Annotated in this window: 17 protein-coding genes and 1 tRNA gene; 3 read left to right on the top strand and 15 right to left on the bottom strand. The window is 50.7% G+C overall.

Features of this window, described 5'->3' with window-relative positions; translation table 11 throughout:
• Window positions 1–174 precede the first annotated feature (174 nt).
• From ABIE64_RS18525 to ABIE64_RS18510, 4 genes are all read right to left on the bottom strand, one after another.
• The gene (locus ABIE64_RS18525; protein WP_354378216.1) at window positions 175–780 is read right to left on the bottom strand and encodes a DNA-3-methyladenine glycosylase I; all 606 of its coding nucleotides are present in this window, start codon (window positions 778–780) and stop codon (window positions 175–177) included.
• Window positions 781–811: 31 nt separating this feature from the next.
• Window positions 812–1,099, bottom strand: coding sequence for a YciI family protein (locus ABIE64_RS18520; RefSeq protein WP_354378215.1), 288 nt, complete (start codon window positions 1,097–1,099; stop codon window positions 812–814).
• Between the two features lie 15 nt (window positions 1,100–1,114).
• Entirely contained in the window at window positions 1,115–1,720 is a 606-nt protein-coding gene (locus ABIE64_RS18515; RefSeq protein ID WP_210766343.1) for a TetR/AcrR family transcriptional regulator, read from the bottom strand.
• A 186-nt stretch (window positions 1,721–1,906) separates the two neighbouring features.
• Window positions 1,907–3,355, bottom strand: a complete 1,449-nt coding sequence (locus ABIE64_RS18510) for a TrkH family potassium uptake protein (protein WP_083379278.1) — start codon at window positions 3,353–3,355, stop codon at window positions 1,907–1,909.
• Window positions 3,356–3,662: 307 nt separating this feature from the next.
• Here ABIE64_RS18510 and purU point away from each other — a divergent pair, with 307 nt between their 5' ends.
• Entirely contained in the window at window positions 3,663–4,568 is a 906-nt protein-coding gene (gene purU, locus ABIE64_RS18505) for a formyltetrahydrofolate deformylase (RefSeq protein WP_139192057.1), read from the top strand.
• A 228-nt stretch (window positions 4,569–4,796) separates the two neighbouring features.
• Entirely contained in the window at window positions 4,797–6,233 is a 1,437-nt protein-coding gene (locus ABIE64_RS18500) for a sensor domain-containing diguanylate cyclase (protein WP_063093234.1), read from the top strand.
• A 71-nt stretch (window positions 6,234–6,304) separates the two neighbouring features.
• On the opposite strand, the gene ABIE64_RS18495 is transcribed toward ABIE64_RS18500, so the two are convergent.
• The 3 genes from ABIE64_RS18495 to ABIE64_RS18485 all read right to left on the bottom strand — a co-directional run bounded on the left by ABIE64_RS18495 (window position 6,305) and on the right by ABIE64_RS18485 (window position 9,346).
• Window positions 6,305–7,312 (bottom strand): aspartate-semialdehyde dehydrogenase, encoded by a 1,008-nt coding sequence (locus tag ABIE64_RS18495; protein WP_341363039.1) that lies wholly within the window; start codon window positions 7,310–7,312, stop codon window positions 6,305–6,307.
• Between the two features lie 291 nt (window positions 7,313–7,603).
• Window positions 7,604–7,807: a DUF3012 domain-containing protein gene (locus ABIE64_RS18490; RefSeq protein ID WP_246832385.1), complete on the bottom strand. Its 204-nt coding sequence runs from the start codon at window positions 7,805–7,807 to the stop codon at window positions 7,604–7,606.
• 81 nt (window positions 7,808–7,888) lie between these two features.
• Window positions 7,889–9,346: a TrkH family potassium uptake protein gene (locus ABIE64_RS18485; RefSeq protein ID WP_230729495.1), complete on the bottom strand. Its 1,458-nt coding sequence runs from the start codon at window positions 9,344–9,346 to the stop codon at window positions 7,889–7,891.
• Between the two features lie 229 nt (window positions 9,347–9,575).
• Between ABIE64_RS18485 and ABIE64_RS18480 the strand changes: the two genes are divergently transcribed.
• The gene (locus ABIE64_RS18480) at window positions 9,576–10,292 is read left to right on the top strand and encodes a thermonuclease family protein (RefSeq protein WP_354378214.1); all 717 of its coding nucleotides are present in this window, start codon (window positions 9,576–9,578) and stop codon (window positions 10,290–10,292) included.
• Here ABIE64_RS18480 and ABIE64_RS18475 read toward each other — a convergent pair.
• The 8 genes from ABIE64_RS18475 to ABIE64_RS18440 form a co-directional block, all read right to left on the bottom strand.
• Window positions 10,277–11,632, bottom strand: a complete 1,356-nt coding sequence (locus tag ABIE64_RS18475; protein ID WP_354378213.1) for a PepSY-associated TM helix domain-containing protein — start codon at window positions 11,630–11,632, stop codon at window positions 10,277–10,279. The two genes, ABIE64_RS18480 and ABIE64_RS18475, sit on opposite strands and share 16 nt — an antisense overlap.
• Before the next feature lie 11 nt (window positions 11,633–11,643).
• Entirely contained in the window at window positions 11,644–14,064 is a 2,421-nt protein-coding gene (locus ABIE64_RS18470; RefSeq protein ID WP_354378212.1) for a TonB-dependent siderophore receptor, read from the bottom strand.
• 164 nt (window positions 14,065–14,228) lie between these two features.
• Window positions 14,229–15,266, bottom strand: coding sequence for a FecR family protein (locus tag ABIE64_RS18465; protein ID WP_354378211.1), 1,038 nt, complete (start codon window positions 15,264–15,266; stop codon window positions 14,229–14,231).
• A gap of 118 nt (window positions 15,267–15,384) precedes the next feature.
• Window positions 15,385–15,948: an RNA polymerase sigma factor gene (locus ABIE64_RS18460; RefSeq protein WP_139192056.1), complete on the bottom strand. Its 564-nt coding sequence runs from the start codon at window positions 15,946–15,948 to the stop codon at window positions 15,385–15,387.
• Between the two features lie 164 nt (window positions 15,949–16,112).
• Window positions 16,113–16,186 (bottom strand) — tRNA-Gly (locus ABIE64_RS18455).
• A gap of 88 nt (window positions 16,187–16,274) precedes the next feature.
• Window positions 16,275–17,363, bottom strand: coding sequence for a PQQ-dependent sugar dehydrogenase (locus tag ABIE64_RS18450; RefSeq protein ID WP_233421823.1), 1,089 nt, complete (start codon window positions 17,361–17,363; stop codon window positions 16,275–16,277).
• Between the two features lie 136 nt (window positions 17,364–17,499).
• Complete coding sequence (gene gpt / locus ABIE64_RS18445) at window positions 17,500–17,979, bottom strand: xanthine phosphoribosyltransferase (RefSeq protein WP_007091853.1); 480 nt, start codon at window positions 17,977–17,979, stop codon at window positions 17,500–17,502.
• 211 nt (window positions 17,980–18,190) lie between these two features.
• Window positions 18,191–19,771, bottom strand: coding sequence for a tetratricopeptide repeat protein (locus ABIE64_RS18440; RefSeq protein WP_354378210.1), 1,581 nt, complete (start codon window positions 19,769–19,771; stop codon window positions 18,191–18,193).
• Window positions 19,772–20,064: the final 293 nt, after the last annotated feature.

Raw genomic sequence — 20,064 nt, 5'->3', positions numbered from 1 at the left:
CGACTTCCGCTAAAGAATCCATAATAATAGATTTTTTCTATCGAATTTAAATTTACATTCGATTTCACCAAATGAATTTCATTTGGCATTGTTGGGTCAAGGCGATGCTGGACCAATATCCCGATCCCCGATCCGCTCCTGACCCTAGGTCTGGCATCGCCACCTTCTCTAAAATCACGGCCGTTCAAATTCCCGGCGCACAGCATTGATTACCGGTCGCATAAAGCATCCTTCTGCGTGATCGTTAATCAAGCCCATTGCCTGCATAAAGGCATAGACGGTCGTTGGGCCAACAAACTTCCAACCCCGTTTTTTCAGATCCTTTGAAAGTGCGACCGAAATTTCAGACATGGATGCAGTCTGCGGCTTTGCAACAGAATCCTCCCTTGGCTCGAACCGCCAGAAGTAAGCGGCAAGCGATCCTTCTAGTGCCACCATTTCGCGCGCACGTTTGGCATTGTTGATGACGGCTTCGATCTTGCCACGGTGGCGAATAATGCCCGCATCCCGAAGCAGCCGCTCAACATCACGACCTGTAAACTCAGCAACAAGATCAAAATCGAAGTTATGGAATACGGTGCGGAAATTCTCGCGTTTGGCCAGAATGGTGCGCCAACTCAGGCCGGACTGAAAACCTTCCAGACAGATCTTTTCAAATAACCGGCGATCATCACCAACAGGAAAGCCCCATTCCGTATCGTGATAGACATCAAATTCTGGTGCTGCATCACACCATTTACAGCGTGTTTTGCCGTCTGCACTGATCGTTGTGGTTCCCATACTGCCCCCTCTTTTCTTATTCCCGGAGATATCACGCCTTCAGGAATTCCAAACGTTCATCCATTCTGGCCGGGGTGATTTCAATGATTTCGGCCTCGACGATTTTTTCGATAACAAACGGGTCGGCATTCAGACGTTCCGTTAACTCTTCCATGGTCGTATTGTGCGCAAGAATTCCCCCTCCCCGACTGGGTTGGAGATTGCCGACCACCAGAAACACGCCCTCATCAAACCCCTGGCTGATCCATCGTTTATGGCCCTCCATAAACTGCGATGCCTTCGCTCGATTCTCCGAAAACGTCAATAAAATGGTGAACATCGTTATTATCCCTGATCATTTGGTTGCTGCATTGTTGTTCCGGGTACGAAGCGACCGCATCTGTCCATCCAGCCAGTCACACATCTGATCGACTTCGTACTGGACGAATTTTTCATCACCAAACGCATTGGCAAGCGCCGCCACACCCTGACTGCGCGCAAGCAAATGCATCGCCATACCGTCTGATCGTTCGGCAAAGCCAAGTCGTGTGAACTGCCGACCTAGCCAGACGCGGAAAAGGGTAAAAAGTCCCGCCGCGTCACTTTGCGCAGCATGATTGAGCTTTGCCAGTTCGGCAGAAAGTGTTCCGACCGGGCATCCGTAGCGTCGGATTTTTTCCCCGTTGACGATCAGAATATGAATGAAACTTCGAATGCGGGCGACCGGGTCTTCTCCGGTGGCTTCCCAGTGATCAAGCATCTGTTCGGTATTGGTCAGACGCCGATTGATCACGGCATCAAGAATCTCGTCCTTGGTTTTGAAGTGATAATAGAAATTGCCACGCGATATGCCGACCTCGGCTGCGATATCTGCAAAGGAGGTCGGCTCGAACCCCTGTTGATAAAACAGCTGATCCGCAGCTTTGACAATCCGTTCGCGCGTGCCCTGTTCCACGATCATGTCTGTTCAACCTGAATGATGGGTGCTTGAAACCCGACTAGGACAATTGCCCTATTTGAGATCTAGGACAAATGACCTAATCTGTCAATCAATCAAATCGCAACGGGTTTCGGTGACAATCAACTTAGAAAGAAAAAGAAAACCCCGCACAAAGGCGGGGCATCATGGCAGGCTGGAAGAGCAAAATCAGTCGCGCCAGAAAGCCGGGAACAGCAGCACCAGAACGGTGAAGACCTCCAACCGGCCAATCAGCATACCGATCGACATCAACCACTTTGCCCCGTCTGGCAGGGTTGCGAAGTTACCGGACGGACCGACAATCGGACCAAGTCCGGGACCGACATTGGCAATCGCTGTACCGGCACTTGAAACCGCCGTAATGAAATCAAGACCCATTGCGCCAAGAGCCGCCGCCAAAACCACAAAGCAGAAGACGAACAGGAAGAAAAAGCTGAGCACCGATTCCGTAACGTCTTCGGAAAGCGGTTTCCGGTTATAATAAGCGATGAAAACACCATGAGGCCGCAGCATATGAGAAAGCTGAACCTTGGCGATTTCATAAAGTACCTGCAGGCGGAATATCTTGACCCCGCAGGTCGTTGAGCCGGCACAGCCGCCGATAAACATCACAAAAAAGAATACCGTAACGGCAAATGGTCCCCAAAGGCCGTAATCGGTTGTGGCGTAGCCAGTCCCCGTCATCACGGAAATGATATTAAACGACGTGTATCGAAGCGCATTCAGGAAGGCGACATCGTTTGTTTGCGAATGCCAGATGGTCAGACCCAGAATGATCGAACTGGCAATCGCAACGAACCAGCGAACCTGACCATCCATAAAAAGCGCCAAGGTCCTGCCACGCAGCATTTGAAGATAAAGGATAAAGGGCAATGCGCCCGTTGCCATACCCAATGTGATGATCACATCAACCGCAGCATTATCAAAATGCCCGACCGATGCGTCCTTGGTCGAAAAGCCACCGGTCGCAATCGTCGTCATCGCATGGGCAATCGCATCAAATCCGGGCATACCCGCCCACCACAAAAGAAACGCCCAAATTATGGTAAAGCCCAGATACAAACTGGCGATACCAATGGCGATCTGGGTTGCACGCGGAAAAGCCTTATCGGACTTGTCAGAGTTTTCCATCCGGAAAAGCTGCATACCGCCAACACGCAGCATCGGCATGACGGCAATTGCCATCACAATGATCCCGATCCCACCAAGCCACTGCAAAAGTGCGCGCCATAGCAAAATGCCCGGTGGGGCAGTATCAAGTCCGACGATCACGGTCGAACCGGTCGTCGAAATCCCCGACATCGCTTCAAAGAACGCGTCCGTGTAGCTCATATCAAGGTCGGAAAACGCAAACGGCAATGCGGATACGGCAGTCAGAACAAGCCAGCTTGTTGTGGTCAGGATAAAAGCCTGTCGCGATGTGATTTTGAGATTCTCGGTCCGGTTCATCATCACTAGCGCACCGCCGATGAACAGCGATACGGCCGACGCGGCTGAAAACACCAACCAATCCCGTTGCCCGTAATACATATCAACCAAGGCAGGGATGAACATCCCGATCGACAGGGTGCACAGCAAAATGCCGATAATGAAAAGGATTGGACGAAAATCGATCAATGAAAAGCCCCGTACCATGTTTTACGCCCGTTCCCATTGAACCGGGCATGACATGTCTTCGCGATTATCCCGACAAGCTGCACTGCATAACCGAAAAACCGGTTCGTTTGCATCATCTTCCGGCAAACGAAGCGGAATTCTTCGCACATGCCCTGCCAATGTCCAGCTTTTAAACGTATGGCTCCTTGCTTGATCGTAATTTCATGCCTTCAATCATAGAGCTATGCGTATTAGGTCTATCAGCGTTGGCAGAGCTTGTTTAACGCCAATTCCGGGTTGGCACGGCCTGCCAACGCCGGTATATCGCATGCAGGTCAAAATTCATAAACCGAAAGACAAAGCGGAAATGTCCGAACTCGCCAAAACCTTCATCCTGACGATCACCTGCCCGGATACGTTCGGGATCGTCGCCGGTGTCACCAGCTTCCTTGCCGAAGAAGGCGCGTTCGTCAACAAGCTGGAGCAATTCGGCGACCCGCAGAGCAATCGCTTTTTCATGCGCGTGAAGTTCGATGCCGGTCGTGCCCTACGCACAAAGGTCGAATTTGCCGATAAATTCGCCACCATCGCAGAAAAATTCACGATGCAGTGGGAACTTCACGATTTCCATCGGAAGCCAAAAGTGTTGCTGATGGTGTCAAAGTTTGGCCACTGCCTGAACGATCTGCTGCACCGGGTTGCCTCAAACAATGTGCATATCGAAATCCCGGCCATTGTTTCAAACCACGAAGACATGCGTGGAATCGTCGAATGGTACGGAATTCCTTACTATCACCTCCCGGTGACCAAAGAAACCAAAGCAACCCAGGAAGCCAAACTGCTTGATATCGTCGACGAACACGATGCCGATCTGGTTGGTTTGGCGCGCTATATGCAGGTTCTTTCAACCGATCTGTGCCGCGAACTTGAAGGTCGCTGCATCAATATTCATCACTCCTTCCTGCCCAGCTTCAAGGGTGCCAAACCTTATCATCAGGCGCATTCGCGGGGCGTGAAACTGATCGGGGCAACTGCGCACTATGTCACAGCCGACCTTGATGAAGGACCGATCATCCATCAGGCCATCGAACATGTCGATCATACGATGACGGCCGAAGACATGGTTGAAATCGGGCGCGATATTGAATCCGTCGTCTTCTCGCGCGCAATTCAGATGCATTGCGAACATCGTGTTTTCCGCAATGGCAGCAAGACCGTCGTCTTCCGTCGATAAAACACAGACGCGAAACCACAATCTCTCATCAAACCGCCAGCTTTAATGACTGGCGGTTTATTTTTTGATATAATTTACTACCTATGAAAGTAATTCGTTAATTCGGCGAAATGGCCGATAGAAAACATGAAAATTATCGAATAAATTATACTTGGGAAAATAAAATTCCCAAAATAACAATAACTTGCAACGAATATCGTTGCCCTGAAACTACCTTGGGGGCTTTCCGTGCCGGGAAAGAAAATCTATTTCGCCGTCGTCTTATGCATTTTGCTCGTTGTCGGATTTCTGACCACGAGTTTTGTCAGCTTCTATGTCGCACGACAATCGCTGGAACAGCAGATTTCCGAGAGCACCCTGCCACTCACCAGTGACAACATCTATTCGGAAATCCAGCGCGACCTGTTGCAACCGATCTTTATTTCGTCACTGATGGCGCAGGACACCTTTGTCCGCGACTGGACGCTTGGCGGGGAAAATGATCCCGAACAAATCATTCGCTATCTCAGCGAAATCCAGATGCGCTATGACACGGTCACAGCTTATTTCATCTCGGATAAAACCCGGAACTATTATCACCCGACCGGCATGATCAAGCAGGTATCCAGAGATGATCCGGCTGATTTCTGGTATTTTCAGGCCCGCGACAATCAAAAACCTTATGAAATCAATGTTGATCACGATACCGCAGACCGGTCGCGCCTGGCCGTTTTCGTCAATTATCAGGTGCGCGATTATGATGGCAATGTCATCGGCATTACCGGTGTTGGCCTATCCGTCAACTCTGTGACCCGCCTGATAGAAACCTATCAGAAACGGTATGGCCGGACGATTTACTTTGTTGATCAGGAAGGCCGCATCACCCTGCACGGCAGTGGCTTTGGCACGTCCGAAACATTGCATGATCGCGATGGCATTCGTATTCATGCGACGCAGATTCTGACGTCTCCGGGCTCTTCGATCACCTACGAGGACCATGGTGAAACCTATTTCGTCAACAGTCGCCTTGTTCCCGAATTCGGCTGGCTGTTGCTGGTTGAACAAAAGGAACATATCGGTGATCAGCAGATTGAAACCACCTTCCTGATCAATATCGCCATATCCCTTCTGATCACGGCAATTGTCGGCATTGCCGCATATCTGACGATCCGCAATTATCAGAACCGCCTGGAAGAACTGGCATCGCGCGATAAGCTGACCGGTGCGTGCAATCGACAGGTTTTTGATCTGGTATTTGAAGGTGTGGCCAAATCCTGCAAACGCCGGGCAGAACCGCTTGGCATCGTCTGTATCGATCTTGATGAATTCAAAGAGGTCAACGATACCTTCGGCCATCCGGGAGGTGATGCAACGCTTAAGGAAGTTGCCACCACCATTCGCCATCATTCGCGGGAATCAGATACGCTATGCCGTTGGGGTGGTGATGAATTTGTTCTTCTTCTGCCCGGACTCAACCGGCAGGAAGCCATGACCAAGGCACGCGAAATTGCTGATGCCATTCGCGAACATCCGATACGTTTCGGGCGGGATAACATTCTGGTCACAGTCAGCGCCGGCATCACGGAATATCGTGATGGCGAGGAGTTTGAAACGCTAATCACACGTGTTGATAATGCGCTTTATACCGCCAAAAATACCGGACGGGATCACATCTCTGTTGCCTGAATACGGTGATTTCACAAACAAAAACGGCCCCCGAAATCGGGGCCGTTTTCATTTAGCATCCGTTATATCGCTTAATCCGCGATATAGGCTTCAGCGATCTGGACTGCGTTCAACGCGGCACCTTTAAGCAACTGGTCACCGGCAACGAACAGTTCCAGACCATGATCACCAAAGATCAGGTTTGACCGGATACGACCGACTTCGACGTCATACTGCTTGGTCGCGTTGATCGGCATCGGATAGACATTGTTTGCCGGATCATCGACCAGTTTAACGCCCTTGGCATTCGCCAGTGCCTCACGTGCGGCCGCCGGGGTCACAACCTTTTCGGTTTCGATCACGATGGACTCCGAATGGGTACGCTCGGTCGGAATACGCACAGCCGTGCACGATACTGGCAGGTTCGGCGTACCAAAGATTTTGCGGGTTTCCCAGGTAACCTTCATCTCTTCGCGGGTATAGCCATTTTCCTGGAAGCTATCGATATGCGGGATAACGTTGAAAGCCAGCGGATGAGCAAACACCTCGGCCGGAACCGGCTTGCCTTCAAGACCTGCGGCCAAACCTTCACGCAGTTCGTTCATGCCCGGCTGCCCCGCACCAGACGCCGCCTGATAGGTGGATACAAACACCTTTTTCAGACCAAATGCCTTGTGCAGCGGCCAAAGAGCCACGGCTGCAATCGCAGTGGTGCAGTTCGGATTGGCAATAAGCTTGGCAGTCTTGGCAAGATCACCATTGATTTCCGGCACGATCAACGGCACATCGTCATTCAGACGGAACGCCGAAGAGTTGTCGATCACCAGCGCGCCCTCGGCAATCTGCGGGGCGAATTCCTTGGCGAAATCACCGGAAACTGCAAGGAAGACAATGTCACACTGCTTGGCTTCTTCAACCGAAAACAGTGCGATGGTCTTAGTACCGTACTTAGTCTCCACGGTCTTGCCTGCAGAACGCTCGGATGCGAACAGGGTGAGTTCACCCACAGGGAAGTTGCGATCAAACATAACATTGATCAGCTCGACGCCAACCGCACCGGTTGCGCCGATCACACCGACATGGAGATTTTCGGCACTCATAATAATTGTCTAACCTCGTATAAAAATTGTTGTCATTCTCGACTTACGCGATTGCTCGCGGGCCGCGCATTATAGGGATTTCTCGTGCGTTGGCAAATGCAGCTTGCTGCATCGCACGCATACACGGCAATCTTGAAACTCAAACGCCACTCTAAACGAGTTGTTCCATTCATTTTTATTCGGGTTTTACGCAAAATTCTGCCCTTTGGCGTTTTTCCCGACATGCGGCAGCCAAAGGGCATCATTAGAGGATGTCGGGCCAAAGCCCCCCATGCAACAGGTAATCGAAGATCAGAAAACGCAATGCTTGGCGAAGTCTGTTGCCTCGTTGGCCGTCCAGTCGCCTTTTGGCTTTGCTTTCATGTCCTCGCACCACTCCTTGCTGCCAACCTCTGGCGAACAGGCACCGAGCGCCCCGGCCACCATCAAAACCGACAAGCCAAGAACGAGTTTACGACCGGGAATGTTCCATTTTGCCATTTGCGTGTCCTTCATTGATTTGTTCCGATGAAAACGACTGCCCGTATCGGGCAAAACCACGGCAATACTGCGGGCATTCGTCATAAATGACCGAAATCAGTCCCGCCAGAAGGCTGGCATCAGAAGCACAAGAAATGTTTCAAATTCCAGCCGCCCAAGCACCATCGCGATATCAAGAATCCATTTTGCCGCATCAGGCAATGACTGGAAGTTCCCTGCCGGACCGACAATCGGGCCAAGGCCCGGACCAACGTTGGCAAGTGACGTCGCCGCAGCACTCATCGACGTCACCAGATCAAGCCCGGTAAAAGCCAATGCGACACTGATCGCGATATAGCTGATCGTTAGCAGGAAGACGTAGACCGTTACCGCATTATAGATGTCAGAAGTGATTTCATGTTTATCGATCCGGCTTACTATTACTGCCGAAGGACTGCGAAGCCGCATGAAATGGGCTTTAAGTCCGGTGAACACGACATAAAGCCGGAACATCTTGAATCCGCCGGCCGTAGAGCCGGAACACCCGCCAATAAATGTCGCAAAGAAGAACAGCATGATCGCCGCTGGTCCCCATTGCAGATAGTCGCCCGACGCGTAACCGGTTGTCGTGATCACCGAAACAAGGTTAAACGCAGCCATGGTCAGTGACCTGAAAAAGCCGTCATCAGAAATATGCATCAGCCTCAGTGTCAAAAGCCCGGTGAAAACGGCAATGACAAGCAGAAAAAGCCTTATTTGCTGATTACTTATTATCGCGCTGATATCGCGTTTGCGAATCAGAACCGCATAGGCCGTAAAAGGCAGGGCACCAGCAAACATGAAAATGATGCCGACCCAGTGCAGCGCCAAACTGGAATCGAATTTGGCAAATGAGAGATCGGATGTTGAATAACCGCCAGTCGCCAAAGTCGACATGCCATGATTGATCGCATCAAACCAGGTCATGCCAAAAATCCGGTACAACACCATGCAGATGACGCTAAGGCCGACATAAATCATCACGATTTGCAGGCACATGTCACGAATGCGCGGACTCAGCTTTTCCGAACGATCCGAACTTTCCATCTGAAAGAGCTGCATGCCACCAACCCGCATCATAGGCAACAATGCAAGCGCTGTAACAATAATCCCGATACCGCCCAGCCACTGCAGGATCGACCGCCAAAGCAACAACCCGGGCGGCATATCATCCAGCCCGGACAAAATTGTCGATCCGGTTGTCGTCAGTCCCGAAACAGTCTCGAAGACCGCATCGCAGAAACTGATATCAAGGGATGAAAACCAAAGGGGCAATGCTCCGGTCAGACTGATCGCGACCCATGAAAACACTGTCAGGACATATCCCTGCCGGGCTGTCACACGCGGGCCCATTTCAGACCGACAGGCAAGACATGCCATGCCACCAAGTCCGATACTGGTCATCGACGCCTGCGCGAAGATTTTCCAATCCGGGTTACCGTAATACAAATCGACCGCAGCCGGGATCATCATCGACACACCGATGATGATGACCATGATACCTACGACGAAAAAGATGGGTTGCAGTCGAAACAAGAACAGTGTCCGTGCCTAACTCGGGAAATCCGCTTTTACAGCCAAACGACAGCGATTGCATCCTGTTATCGCAGATGCATCATCACAGAAGGAATCAGAGCCGCAAATTTCCCGATATTGCGGGTCATTATTTTGCCGTTGTTTTCGACTGTCCTTATCAAAGCCATTCATGCCATTCTGTATCTTGATTGCATCGCCTCTGTCCAATCACCAAACCATCGAGGTCACTTTGAACCGCTTTTTTCGCCTGATTATCCTGTTTGCCATTCCTGTTGCTTTTTCACTTGCCGTCTATTTGCAGGACAAACCGGTTCAAGCGGCCGGGGATGACAAGCAAAAAAGCGATCAAATAGCGCTGGAGGCAGAAGGGCGCGATGTTCTGGTCATTGACGGTGATACAATCATGATTGATGGCGTCGTTGCCGATATTGCCGGGATCGATGCACCGGAACTTGGACAGCAATGCCTGCATAACGGTAGTTTTTGGGATTGCGGCATGTCATCGGCCATGCAGCTTCGCAAATATTTCGCCATGGCCCCCTTCACGGTGCGCTGCTGGCCCGGTGATCAGCAACATTCTGGCAAAGGTGACGATTTCCCGATTGTCGAATGCGGCATTGGCGAACGCGATGTGGCCGCAGCGATGGTCAGTGACGGCGAAGCCTTTCCGATCGAAGGATATTCCCACCGATATGACGGTCTTTCGAAAGAAGCCGATAATGCAGGGATCGGCATTCAGGGCGGCGATATGATCCCGCCATCCGAATGGAGATCAGGCAAACGGCTTGATGGTGAAAGCGGACGCTGTCTTTTCGCCACAGTGGTCAATGGGCACTATGTCAGCACCCTGGACCCCCGCTATGAGGAGCTCGTCACGGATAAGGCAAAATTTCTGTGTAGCGATGAACAAGCCCGTAACGACGGCTATTCTTACGACATTCCCTGACCACCCCGCCGGGTTTCTTGACCAGTTCCGCGCTCTAACGAGAAGACGCCAATTATCCAAATCAATTCAATGATCAGGGTTACAATTGCCCAGCCGACAATAAAAGCCGCAACAGCGTCTGGCAGATCAACCATCTGATACTGCCCATCGACCTTGCCACCGACACGGTGCAAATAAATCCAAATAATCGGCAATACCGATACAGGAACAATCAGAGCAACGCATGCGACAAAAGAAGCCTTTGGCCATCGGACTTGTGTTTTGTTTTTTTGTTTCTGCACATAAAGCCATGCGCCCGACAGTGACAGTCCAGCCATTACCAGACCGAATACACACCAGGCAATTTTGCTGGCCAAGCCAGCGAATGTCCCGAAATGAAGAGTATCTGCCGTATCCGACCAACGCCAATAGGCACTGAGGTCTTCAGCCTGTTGGCTGAAAACAACCGTCCCCGTGTAGGGATTGATGAACAATTTGTTCGCTCTGTCACGCACCAGGAAATTATCGCTTTGTCCGATAAGATAAAAATATCCCGCGCGATCGGGTTCGATCGTTGTGATTTCAAGGTCGGGACGCGCAGACTTTGCTATGTTAATCAAATCGGTCACCGGCATACGAGCCCGCCCTGCACTGTCGACATCGGGCAACTGTTTGACAGCTAATGGATAGGCATCAACCAGCGTGAATTTCTCGTCGCCAAACTTGTAGCGCACTTCTTCAAAAAGGTACCATCCACCGGTAAGTGTCATCAGGAAAACAAACCAGAGACTCCATAAACCGGCAAGCTTATGCAAACTGCTCCATAAGCTAACGTTTGTTTTACCAATACGCAGTTGAAAGAAACGCTTCCACCAACGCTTATAAAAAACAAACGCTGAAATCATGGACAGAAATAGCGGGATGGAAAACAGACAAACAAGAAGTTTACCCACACCGTAAAGCCCGAAAAATGCTTCATGAAACTCACGAAAGAACCTTTGGACCGTAAAAATCGACTGACTTCCGGTAATCTGCAACGTCATGGGATTCACGTAGACAAACTGACGTGCACCATCAAGCGTCACAACAGCGAATTTTGCCGCAGAGAACCGATCAGCAGGTGCCTCCGCAACACCAATTCTGACATCAGGATAAGCGTTTTCAACGGCATTAAAAGCCGATGCGAAATCGAAATATCCGTCACGTGTGTTCACCCGGATTTCTGGCATCAGCAGCCAGTCAATTTCCGATGACAGAGAGGCAAATGCACCACTCCAGCAGATCGAGAACAGCATCAGACCAAGATACACACCGATCCAGCTATGCCAGTCAAACCCGATGGGTTTGACTGGCAACTTCATCCATCGAATCATCAGAATTCGACTCTGACACTTCCGAAGACAGTGCGAGGATTTCCTACACTGACACGATATGTCCCACCCGACGCAACATAGTATTCTTCGTCCGTAATGTTTTTAACACCGAGGTCAAAACGAACACGCGACTCATTTCTAAGCGGCAGATAATACCAAACTCCGACGTCAAAAATCGTGTAGTCTTCCAGGTCAAACGTGTGGTTGTTATCCCCATATCTATCTCCGACATAAGACAGACCACCGCCAAGACCAAGTCCCTTCAGGCTACTTACAGCATCTTGAAACTCGTAGCTCACCCATAAGTTCGCGGTCATATCGGGTGTATTCGACGGACGGTTACCATTGGTGCTATTTTCGCTGAGAATTTCTGCACCAAGGAAACCTATGCTACCGCGAAGGTTCAATCCTTTGACTGGTGATGCAGTCACAGAGCTTTCAAATCCGCGAGACCTAATGCCACCTGTCAGTTCCGGGGTGCCATTAACGGTCTCCACGACGTTCTCTTGTTTGATATCAAACAACGCACCCGTTATCAGCAACCGGTCATTCCATCCCGACCATTTCGCACCAACTTCGTACTGCCGTCCTTCTTCCGGGGCAAACACAGCAATTGTACCTGCATCCCCCGAATAAATATTCTGTGACTGGAACGTTTCCGCATAGGATGCATACAGCGACAGTGAATCAACAGGTTTCCAGAGAAGCCCTGCCGATTTCGTCAGTTTCCCATCACGCTTGGGATCTGCTCCGGACAGAGATCCGGTAAGCTTGTTCTCTTGGCTTTGCTCATTATCAAAGATCTCGTAACGCGCGCCAAGTGTAAGCGTCACATCATCCGTCATATGAATGTCCCCTTGCGCATAGGGACCATAAGAAATTTGCTCGACCTCTGAGTATTGGCGCGAAAGCGGATTTGAAGACGTGTTGTCAACAAGAGTAAAAGATGACGGGTTTGAAACCGTTCCACCGGTTTGATTGGCACCTGTAAAATTGGTCCAGGTTTCATATTGGTGACGGATTTCCACACCAGAGACCAAATTTACAGGACGCCCGATCTCTGCCTCACCCCGAAGCTGCATCCGCCCGAATACAGTACTGAGTTCTCTATCATCATTACCCTGAACGCGGCGTGTAAGGACGCCGGTACTAGATATACCAACGACCTCATTCCGCAGCTCATCAACCTGCTCGTAGGCATAGAACAATTTGCCTTCCAAATACCAATCGTCATCAAAAACCGGTACGGAACTATCAAGTTCCCAGATATGAGTGGTCGCATCACGATTGTTGAGGTTGGTCTGATCAAATCGAGTATCCAAAGACACATCAGCGATCTGCCGTTTGCTTCCCGTTCCAGGAACAGTTACCAAACCACGATCCACCGGACGTTCGTCATGCGTATATTCATAACTAAAGTCGAGCACAGATCCACCATCTGTCATCCATGACAGCGAACTGTTCAAGAATTGACGTTCAATATCCGCATCCCGGAAATTTTCACTGTCTTCTGCAGAAGTTGTAATACGATATGCAAGCGTATCATTTAGTCCGAATGGCCCGGTAATGTCCGCCTGGATCTGTTTTTGGCCATGTTCATTAAAGTTCGCAACTGCGTAAGCCTGCTGATTATATTCAGGCTTTTTTGTGATGACATTGACCAAACCGCCAGGAGTCATTTGACCAATTTCTGCTACTGGCCCTTTAACGATCTGCACACTCTCGATCGTGGACGGATTGAGACGCCCATTGGTTTTCAGTCGAACACCATTACGGTAGATGTCGTCACGGCGACGGAATCCCCTGATCAGAAAATCCTCACGGCTCCCGCCATAGCCATCCATATTCACCACATTGGGTGCAAGCCGGTAAACTTCTTCAAGCTCCTGAGCGTGTTGATCAAGCAGCAATTGTTCGGGAATCACCTCAATAGTTCGGGGAATATCAACAATATCTTTGGGTATCATCGTACCAGTCTCGGCATAGCGGCTGTCATAACGGGATTGCCGTGTTCCGATAACTTCAATGGTATCCAAAGTCAGATCGCCCGCTTCAGTTGCGGTCACCTGACGTTTTAATGTGATCGAGTTTGACGATGTATAGCTGAAATCAACACCACTGCCCTTTAACAGTGCATGCAATGCGCCATCAGCCGTATATTCACCGCGCAGCGCGCTCACACTTTGGCTGTAAACATACTGCTCCGTGTACAGGATTTGAATGCCGGTGATTTCCGAGAAAACCGTCAATGCCTTTGGCAACGACTGGGCCGGAATATCAAATTGGAATGAAGTTCGGCTTTCGGATTCTTGATTCCCGTCTTGCGCGATCGCCACCTCCATGAAAGAACAATTAAGGGCAAGCAGAGATATCCCCAACATCAACTGCCTACCCATTTTCATCTTTTTCAAGCTAGCCACTTCGGTTCCCCTGGTCTTTAAACACATAAAATGCAAATAGTTCGCATTGGCAATATGTATATAAAGACGCGACCAGCGGACAAATCCCCTAGTCCAACCGAAAACTTTTTCGTTCATTCCAGATAAAAAGTACCGGAAATCAGCTGCACCAAAACCAGGAGAAATTAAACTAATAAAATCATATATTTACTGATCTTCACCGCATGCACAGGCAGCGTTCCCTCAATCACTTCGAGCACCTGATTAATATCATTTGTATGGAAAACGCCACTAACCGTCATGTTATTGATCTCGGAACTTAGAGCCATGATGTGCCCATCATGGTATTTGTTGATCACATCAATCACATCTGACAGCGGCGTCTGATAGAAAACCATCTTACCGTTTCGCCATGCGGTCGTCGCAATGGGATCAAACCGTATTTTATCTCCGATACCATCCGGTAGAAGCGTCGTAGCCTCCCCCGGCAGCAAGGTAACAACGGCCTCACCAGCCGGATTTTCCAGAGCCCCCCCAACATGCCAATTAACAGAAACCTTACCTTCCTCCAGACTGATCGTGAGCTTTTGTCGATCAGTCTTTACATTGAACTCGGTTCCAAGTGCGGTCACATCCCCAAAGTCGGTTTGAACAACAAAGGGGCGTTCCTTGTCATGAGCAACATCAAACCAAACTTCACCTGACAGCAGTTTCACGACGCGCCTCTTGGCTGTCAAATCGATCAAAACAGCACTTTCCGCATTCAGCTTGATCACACTGCCATCTGAGAGCATTTTGGTCAGAACCTCATGTTCAGATTGGACAAGGTTCTCGTCAAACCTGCCGATGACTGTGTTGTAAGTCTCGCTTCCAAAACCAACAATGAGTACCAGACAAGCTGCCACCACCGCGATCATGACCGCTTTCAGGTATCCAGACTGTTTTCGGGAGGGTTGCTTGGTTACCGAGTGATGGCTCTTTTGCGCTTGAACTTGCCGTTTAACCGGCAAGGCCAGCCTGCCCCAAAGAAATTCGACCTCGGCATACGCTATTACATTATCCGATGATTGCCTTTTCCAGGCTTCAAACCGTACGATCAGGTCATCCGTACGATCACCATCTGCATCGTCCTTGGCTTCTCGTAAACACATGTACCAAACAACGGCTTCATCAAACAGTTGCTCTGTTGCAGGTTCAGATGACATTTCCTGACGACCAGTCATTCAACGGCCTCCGGGGCTTCGTGATATCCAAACGGCGCAACATCACCGCGCGGCGTACCGCGGATGGACCTGCTTTCACCCAAGAAACCGAAATGCCTGCCAAAACGAAGATCCATCATCATTTCTCCGAGTGCGCTTGTTGCAGACTACGACGACATTCCAGCATAGCCCGGCGTATGTGGTTTTCGACCGTTTTCACTGATACATCCAGCTTTTCCGAGATTTCACGCATTGACAGCTCTTCGCCGCGATACATTAGAAACACCTGCCGGCATTTCATCGGAAGGTTTTCGACAGTCCGCGAAATAATCCGCAATTCTTGCTGGGCCGCAGCCACGTCCTCCTGGGACGCCGTGCGATCAATTTCGACATGCTCGCACGTATTTCCATCGATTGAAGTACTCGACGCGTGGCGAAATGGCAGCACAACCTGCTCTCGATCATTGGAATTTCGGCGATAATGATCCGTCAGAAGATTACGCGCAATCCGGAAGACATAAGCGCGCGGATTCTCAGGCACGATGCCAGACGCACTTTTTGCCCTGACCCAGGTTTCTTGGATAATTTCCTCGGCAACGACCCTAGACCCGCAGCGATTGCCGATAAAAAGCATTAGATCGTCATAATGGTCTTCGACCACTGATGCCAAAGTTGCAGGAGCCTGCCCGGCTGAATTGGACACGATTATTCCCCATTTGCGGCTGCTGATGAGAGTTTCGATTGCCGAACAGCCTCAATGGACCATATTTACACGATTTTGATAATCATTCTCAAGTTATTTTAAATATGACGAATACTTGGTAATGTGCAGTTCATCATCAGTTCAAGAACAAAAGGGGGAAAGCTTGGAGCGGGTGAAGGGAATCGAACCCTCGTATGCAGCTTGGGAAGCTGCCGTTCTACCATTGAACTACACCCGCTAAGCGGCGGTTTTATAGCCCGGTTTCAGGATGGGTGCAAGCCCATCCCCGATACCGGAATAATTTATTTAAACCTGTCATGCCCGTGTCATTTCTTTGTCGGAACCAGTCGCCAAACCGCACTGGCGTGGTCGTCCGACACCAGAATCGATCCATCAATATAATGCTTTACGTCTACCGGGCGGCCAACAACTTCGCCGTTGCTGCGCAGAAAACCATCAAGGAACGGATTGGTCGCCACAGGTTCACCATTGCGAAATTCCACCCGCACAACCTTGTAACCATCCGGAATTGTCCGGTTCCATGATCCGTGCAACGCCACAAGTGCATCACCATCGTCAAAGGTAAGACCAAGCGCTGCATTGTGCGCATTAAAGGTAAAGGCAGGAAAGGTAACCTCAGCCGGTGGAGTTTCATCGGCAAACTGCGGGGAACGCGTATCGTTTCCGGCATACCAGGGATATCCATAAAACAGCCCTTCGGCGATGGCATGGTTCAGTTCCTCGCGCGGAACATCGTCACCAAGGTTATCCCCGCCATTATCGGTAAACCACAAATCTCCGGTGTCGGGATGGAACGTCAGCCCTACGGAATTACGGATACCGCTGGCATAGATTTTGGGTGCCCCACCGCTGATCGGCATGGAAATAATCGTACCTTCCAGCCCACCAACCTTGCAGATATTGCACGGCGCGCCAACGGCAATGAACAGGCGACTTTGATCCGGGGAAAGTGCGGCGTATCGCCAGCCATGATGGCGCTTGTCCGGCAGATTGGTAAACAGGATGCGCGCGCGTCCCAATGCTGTTCCGTCAAAATCTGAAAGATCATAGGACACAACCCGGTGCTGATCGGCTACAAACAGGGTTCCGGGTTTATAGGCGATGCCATTCGCCATCTTGAAGTCATCGGCAATAAGATTGACTTCTTCGCCCTTGCCATCCCCATCCGCATCGCGCACGAAATAAAGATTGGGACCACGCGTTCCGACGAAAATACCCTTCAGTTCCGGGGCAACAGCAATAGAGCGCGCATTATTTACCGCGGCGAATAATTCAAGCCTGTAGCCGCTTTCCGGCCTTAGCAGTGACATCGCCTTCGCGGTCTGCAGCGGCAAATTATCTGCCAATGCCGGAACAACTGCACCGAGAATACTCAGGGCGCAGAATCCCAGCATAAAAAACAAGTGCCCGGCCCATCGGACCGTTGATGACGGTTGACGATAGCAGGCCGGGCAATTTTGATTTTGCATCGTGTCCTCCTTTTCGGTCCAACGGGCCTTGAGAAAGATACGATCAGATCTTCAAGACCGATTAGCGGACGCGCTCGGATATCGGTGCGTTGACCGAAAGCTCCATATCCCACGGGAAATAAATCCACGTATCCTGGGAAACTTCGGTCACAAAGCTGTCGACGATCTCGCGTCCAAGCGGCTTGGCATAAACAGTCGCAAAATGCGCATTTGGCAGTTTTTCACGCACAGCCTTTGCGGTTTTGCCGGTATCGACCAGATCATCGATGATCAGCATGTCCGTGCCGTCACCTTCGATCCCCTTAAGCCATTCAAGATCACCGCGCGACTTGTCAGAGTAACTGCGAACGCAAACCGTATCAATCAGACGAATATCAAGTTCGCGTGCGATGATGGCCGCCGGGACCAAACCGCCACGGGTAATCGCAATAATGCCCTTGTACGGACCTTTTTCAAGCAGACGCCACGCCAATGCACGTGCGTCGCGATGCATCTGTTCCCAGGAAACCGGGAAACCTTTGTTATAAGCAGCTTCGCTCACAAGCTTTCTCCTGCGCAAAAAACGGATCGCCTGCTGTCTGTCATGCCAAATCATGAGAAAGACCGGACAGCGGTCGATATTCTTCGTAAATTTAAGGCGCTTTCCTACGCTGAGTCACAGCCAAACACAAGGGGCGGGACCGTTCCTGTCCAAAGAATTGATCAGACAACCGCCCGCTATCGGGCAAAAATATCGCGACCCATCGTTTTGACTATGCCGTAGCACCCAGCCGTGCCTTAAGCAAATTGGCAAAATCAGCCCCCAGCTTTCCAATCGGAGTAGCCCAATCCCCCGGTGCTTCTTGCCGATAAATCCGCATCGTCGGGTACCACGGGCTGTCGGCCCGCCCGACCATCCACCGCCAATCCGTTGTATAAAGCTGCAACATCCAGACCGGTACACCAAGCGCGCCGGCAAGATGGGCCGGGGCACTATCAATTGTGATGATCAGATCCATCGCCTTCATCAACGCGGCACTGTCACCGAAATCATGAATATGTTCACCCATGTCGGTAATCAGGGCATTGGCACCAAGTTTCGCTATGTCACCACGCCGCTCATCGACCTGAAAACTGTAAAAACAGGCCCCTTTCTGAGCCATAAGCGGCATCAACTTTTCAAGCGGGCAGGATCGGTCACGCGGATTAAGTTTGCCTGCCCATATCAGTCCGACCTTAAGCATCGTTCCCGGTGGCGGGCTCAGCCGTGCATGCTTGCCTTTCGGTGCACTCAAATAGGGTTCGGCAGATACGCGGTGTAATTCCGCTTCGTTGATTTTCATAACATGCGGCAAACTGAGCAACGGCACATGCAGATCAAAGGGCGGCAGTTTTGCGCCCTTTTCAACAATTGTTCCGACACCGGCAATCGTACGCATCACCGGGATCAATTCTGATCGGCATTCAAGGATAATATGCGCGGCCTTCTTCCCGACCATTGGCACAAAACGGGCAAACTGTATCATGTCGCCAAAGCCCTGCTCGGCGCGCAGCAGCAGTCTTTTGCCACGCAAATCAGCCTTACCGTCCCATTCCGGAGCACCTTCAAGAGGACGGATCGGGTTATCGGCCAGTTTGCGGCGCGTTTCATATCCCGCCCAGCCAGCCTCATATTGCCCCATCGCCAGAAGGGCCAATGCCTTGTCCCAGTTGGCGTCGACATAGTCGGGATCAATCGCCAGCGCTGCATCAAAATGCCGGATTGCCTGCTCGAAACGGTTGGTATCTCGAAAAACAAGACCGGCATTAAACGGATGCGATTTGATCGAAGCATCAAGTTCGAGGGCCTTGTCATGCGCTGCCGTGGCTTCTTCAAAACGCATCATTTCACGTAGGCAGTTGCCCATATTTGACCAAAGCCCGGCATTTCCCGGCCTTAGCTCCGCCGCGCGACGATAAGCAACAAGTGACGCATCATGGCGTTTGCTGCGGCGAAGTGCCACGCCCAGATTGTTCCAGACATCGGGTTGATCCGGGTTCTGGCGAAGGACAGCACCATAAAGCGCAATCGCTTCGTCAATCCTGCCCGCCTGATGTGCTTCAAGCGCGCGCGCAAAAAGTTCCGATTTGTCAGAACGGTTAACCGCAATATCCGGTGCCGGTCGGGACGATAAACTTGCTGATCCGGGTTCATCGCCTCGCATTTGATCAAGGGCACCGATTTCGCCTTTGGGCAGTTTTGGACTGTCATCACCCGCGGGCTTGGTCACAGGGCTTTTCACCCCGGAAACAGCCATGGTTTTCCTGCCTTTTTTGGTGGCACACGATTTTGTTATGGTTCTGGACTTAGCCATTCGGGTTCCCCGTCCCGCAAAAACTGCAGCATCGTGATCGGACAGCATCAAAAACACAAGCCACCATCACCATATGAATAGGCATGTTAGGACCGACGAAGTCAGCCTGCGATTCGCATCACGAGAAACACCGGTTACCCGAACAGCATTATTTACTAAAAACTTGAATGATGCCGGACGATTTTATCGCATTTCGCAAGTTTCCGGTAATTTCAAACAGGCCTATTTTAATTATTTCGGTTATCCGCCGCTTTGCAGTAGCTTTTTTGTGGGGTCCGAAGGAAAGCATCAAA

The sequence above is a fragment of the Thalassospira sp. MBR-102 genome, assembly GCF_040549275.1.
Lineage (GTDB): Bacteria > Pseudomonadota > Alphaproteobacteria > Rhodospirillales > Thalassospiraceae > Thalassospira > Thalassospira xiamenensis.
Note: the sequence above shows the minus strand (reverse complement) of the source record. Positions and strands in the feature narration are given on the sequence as shown.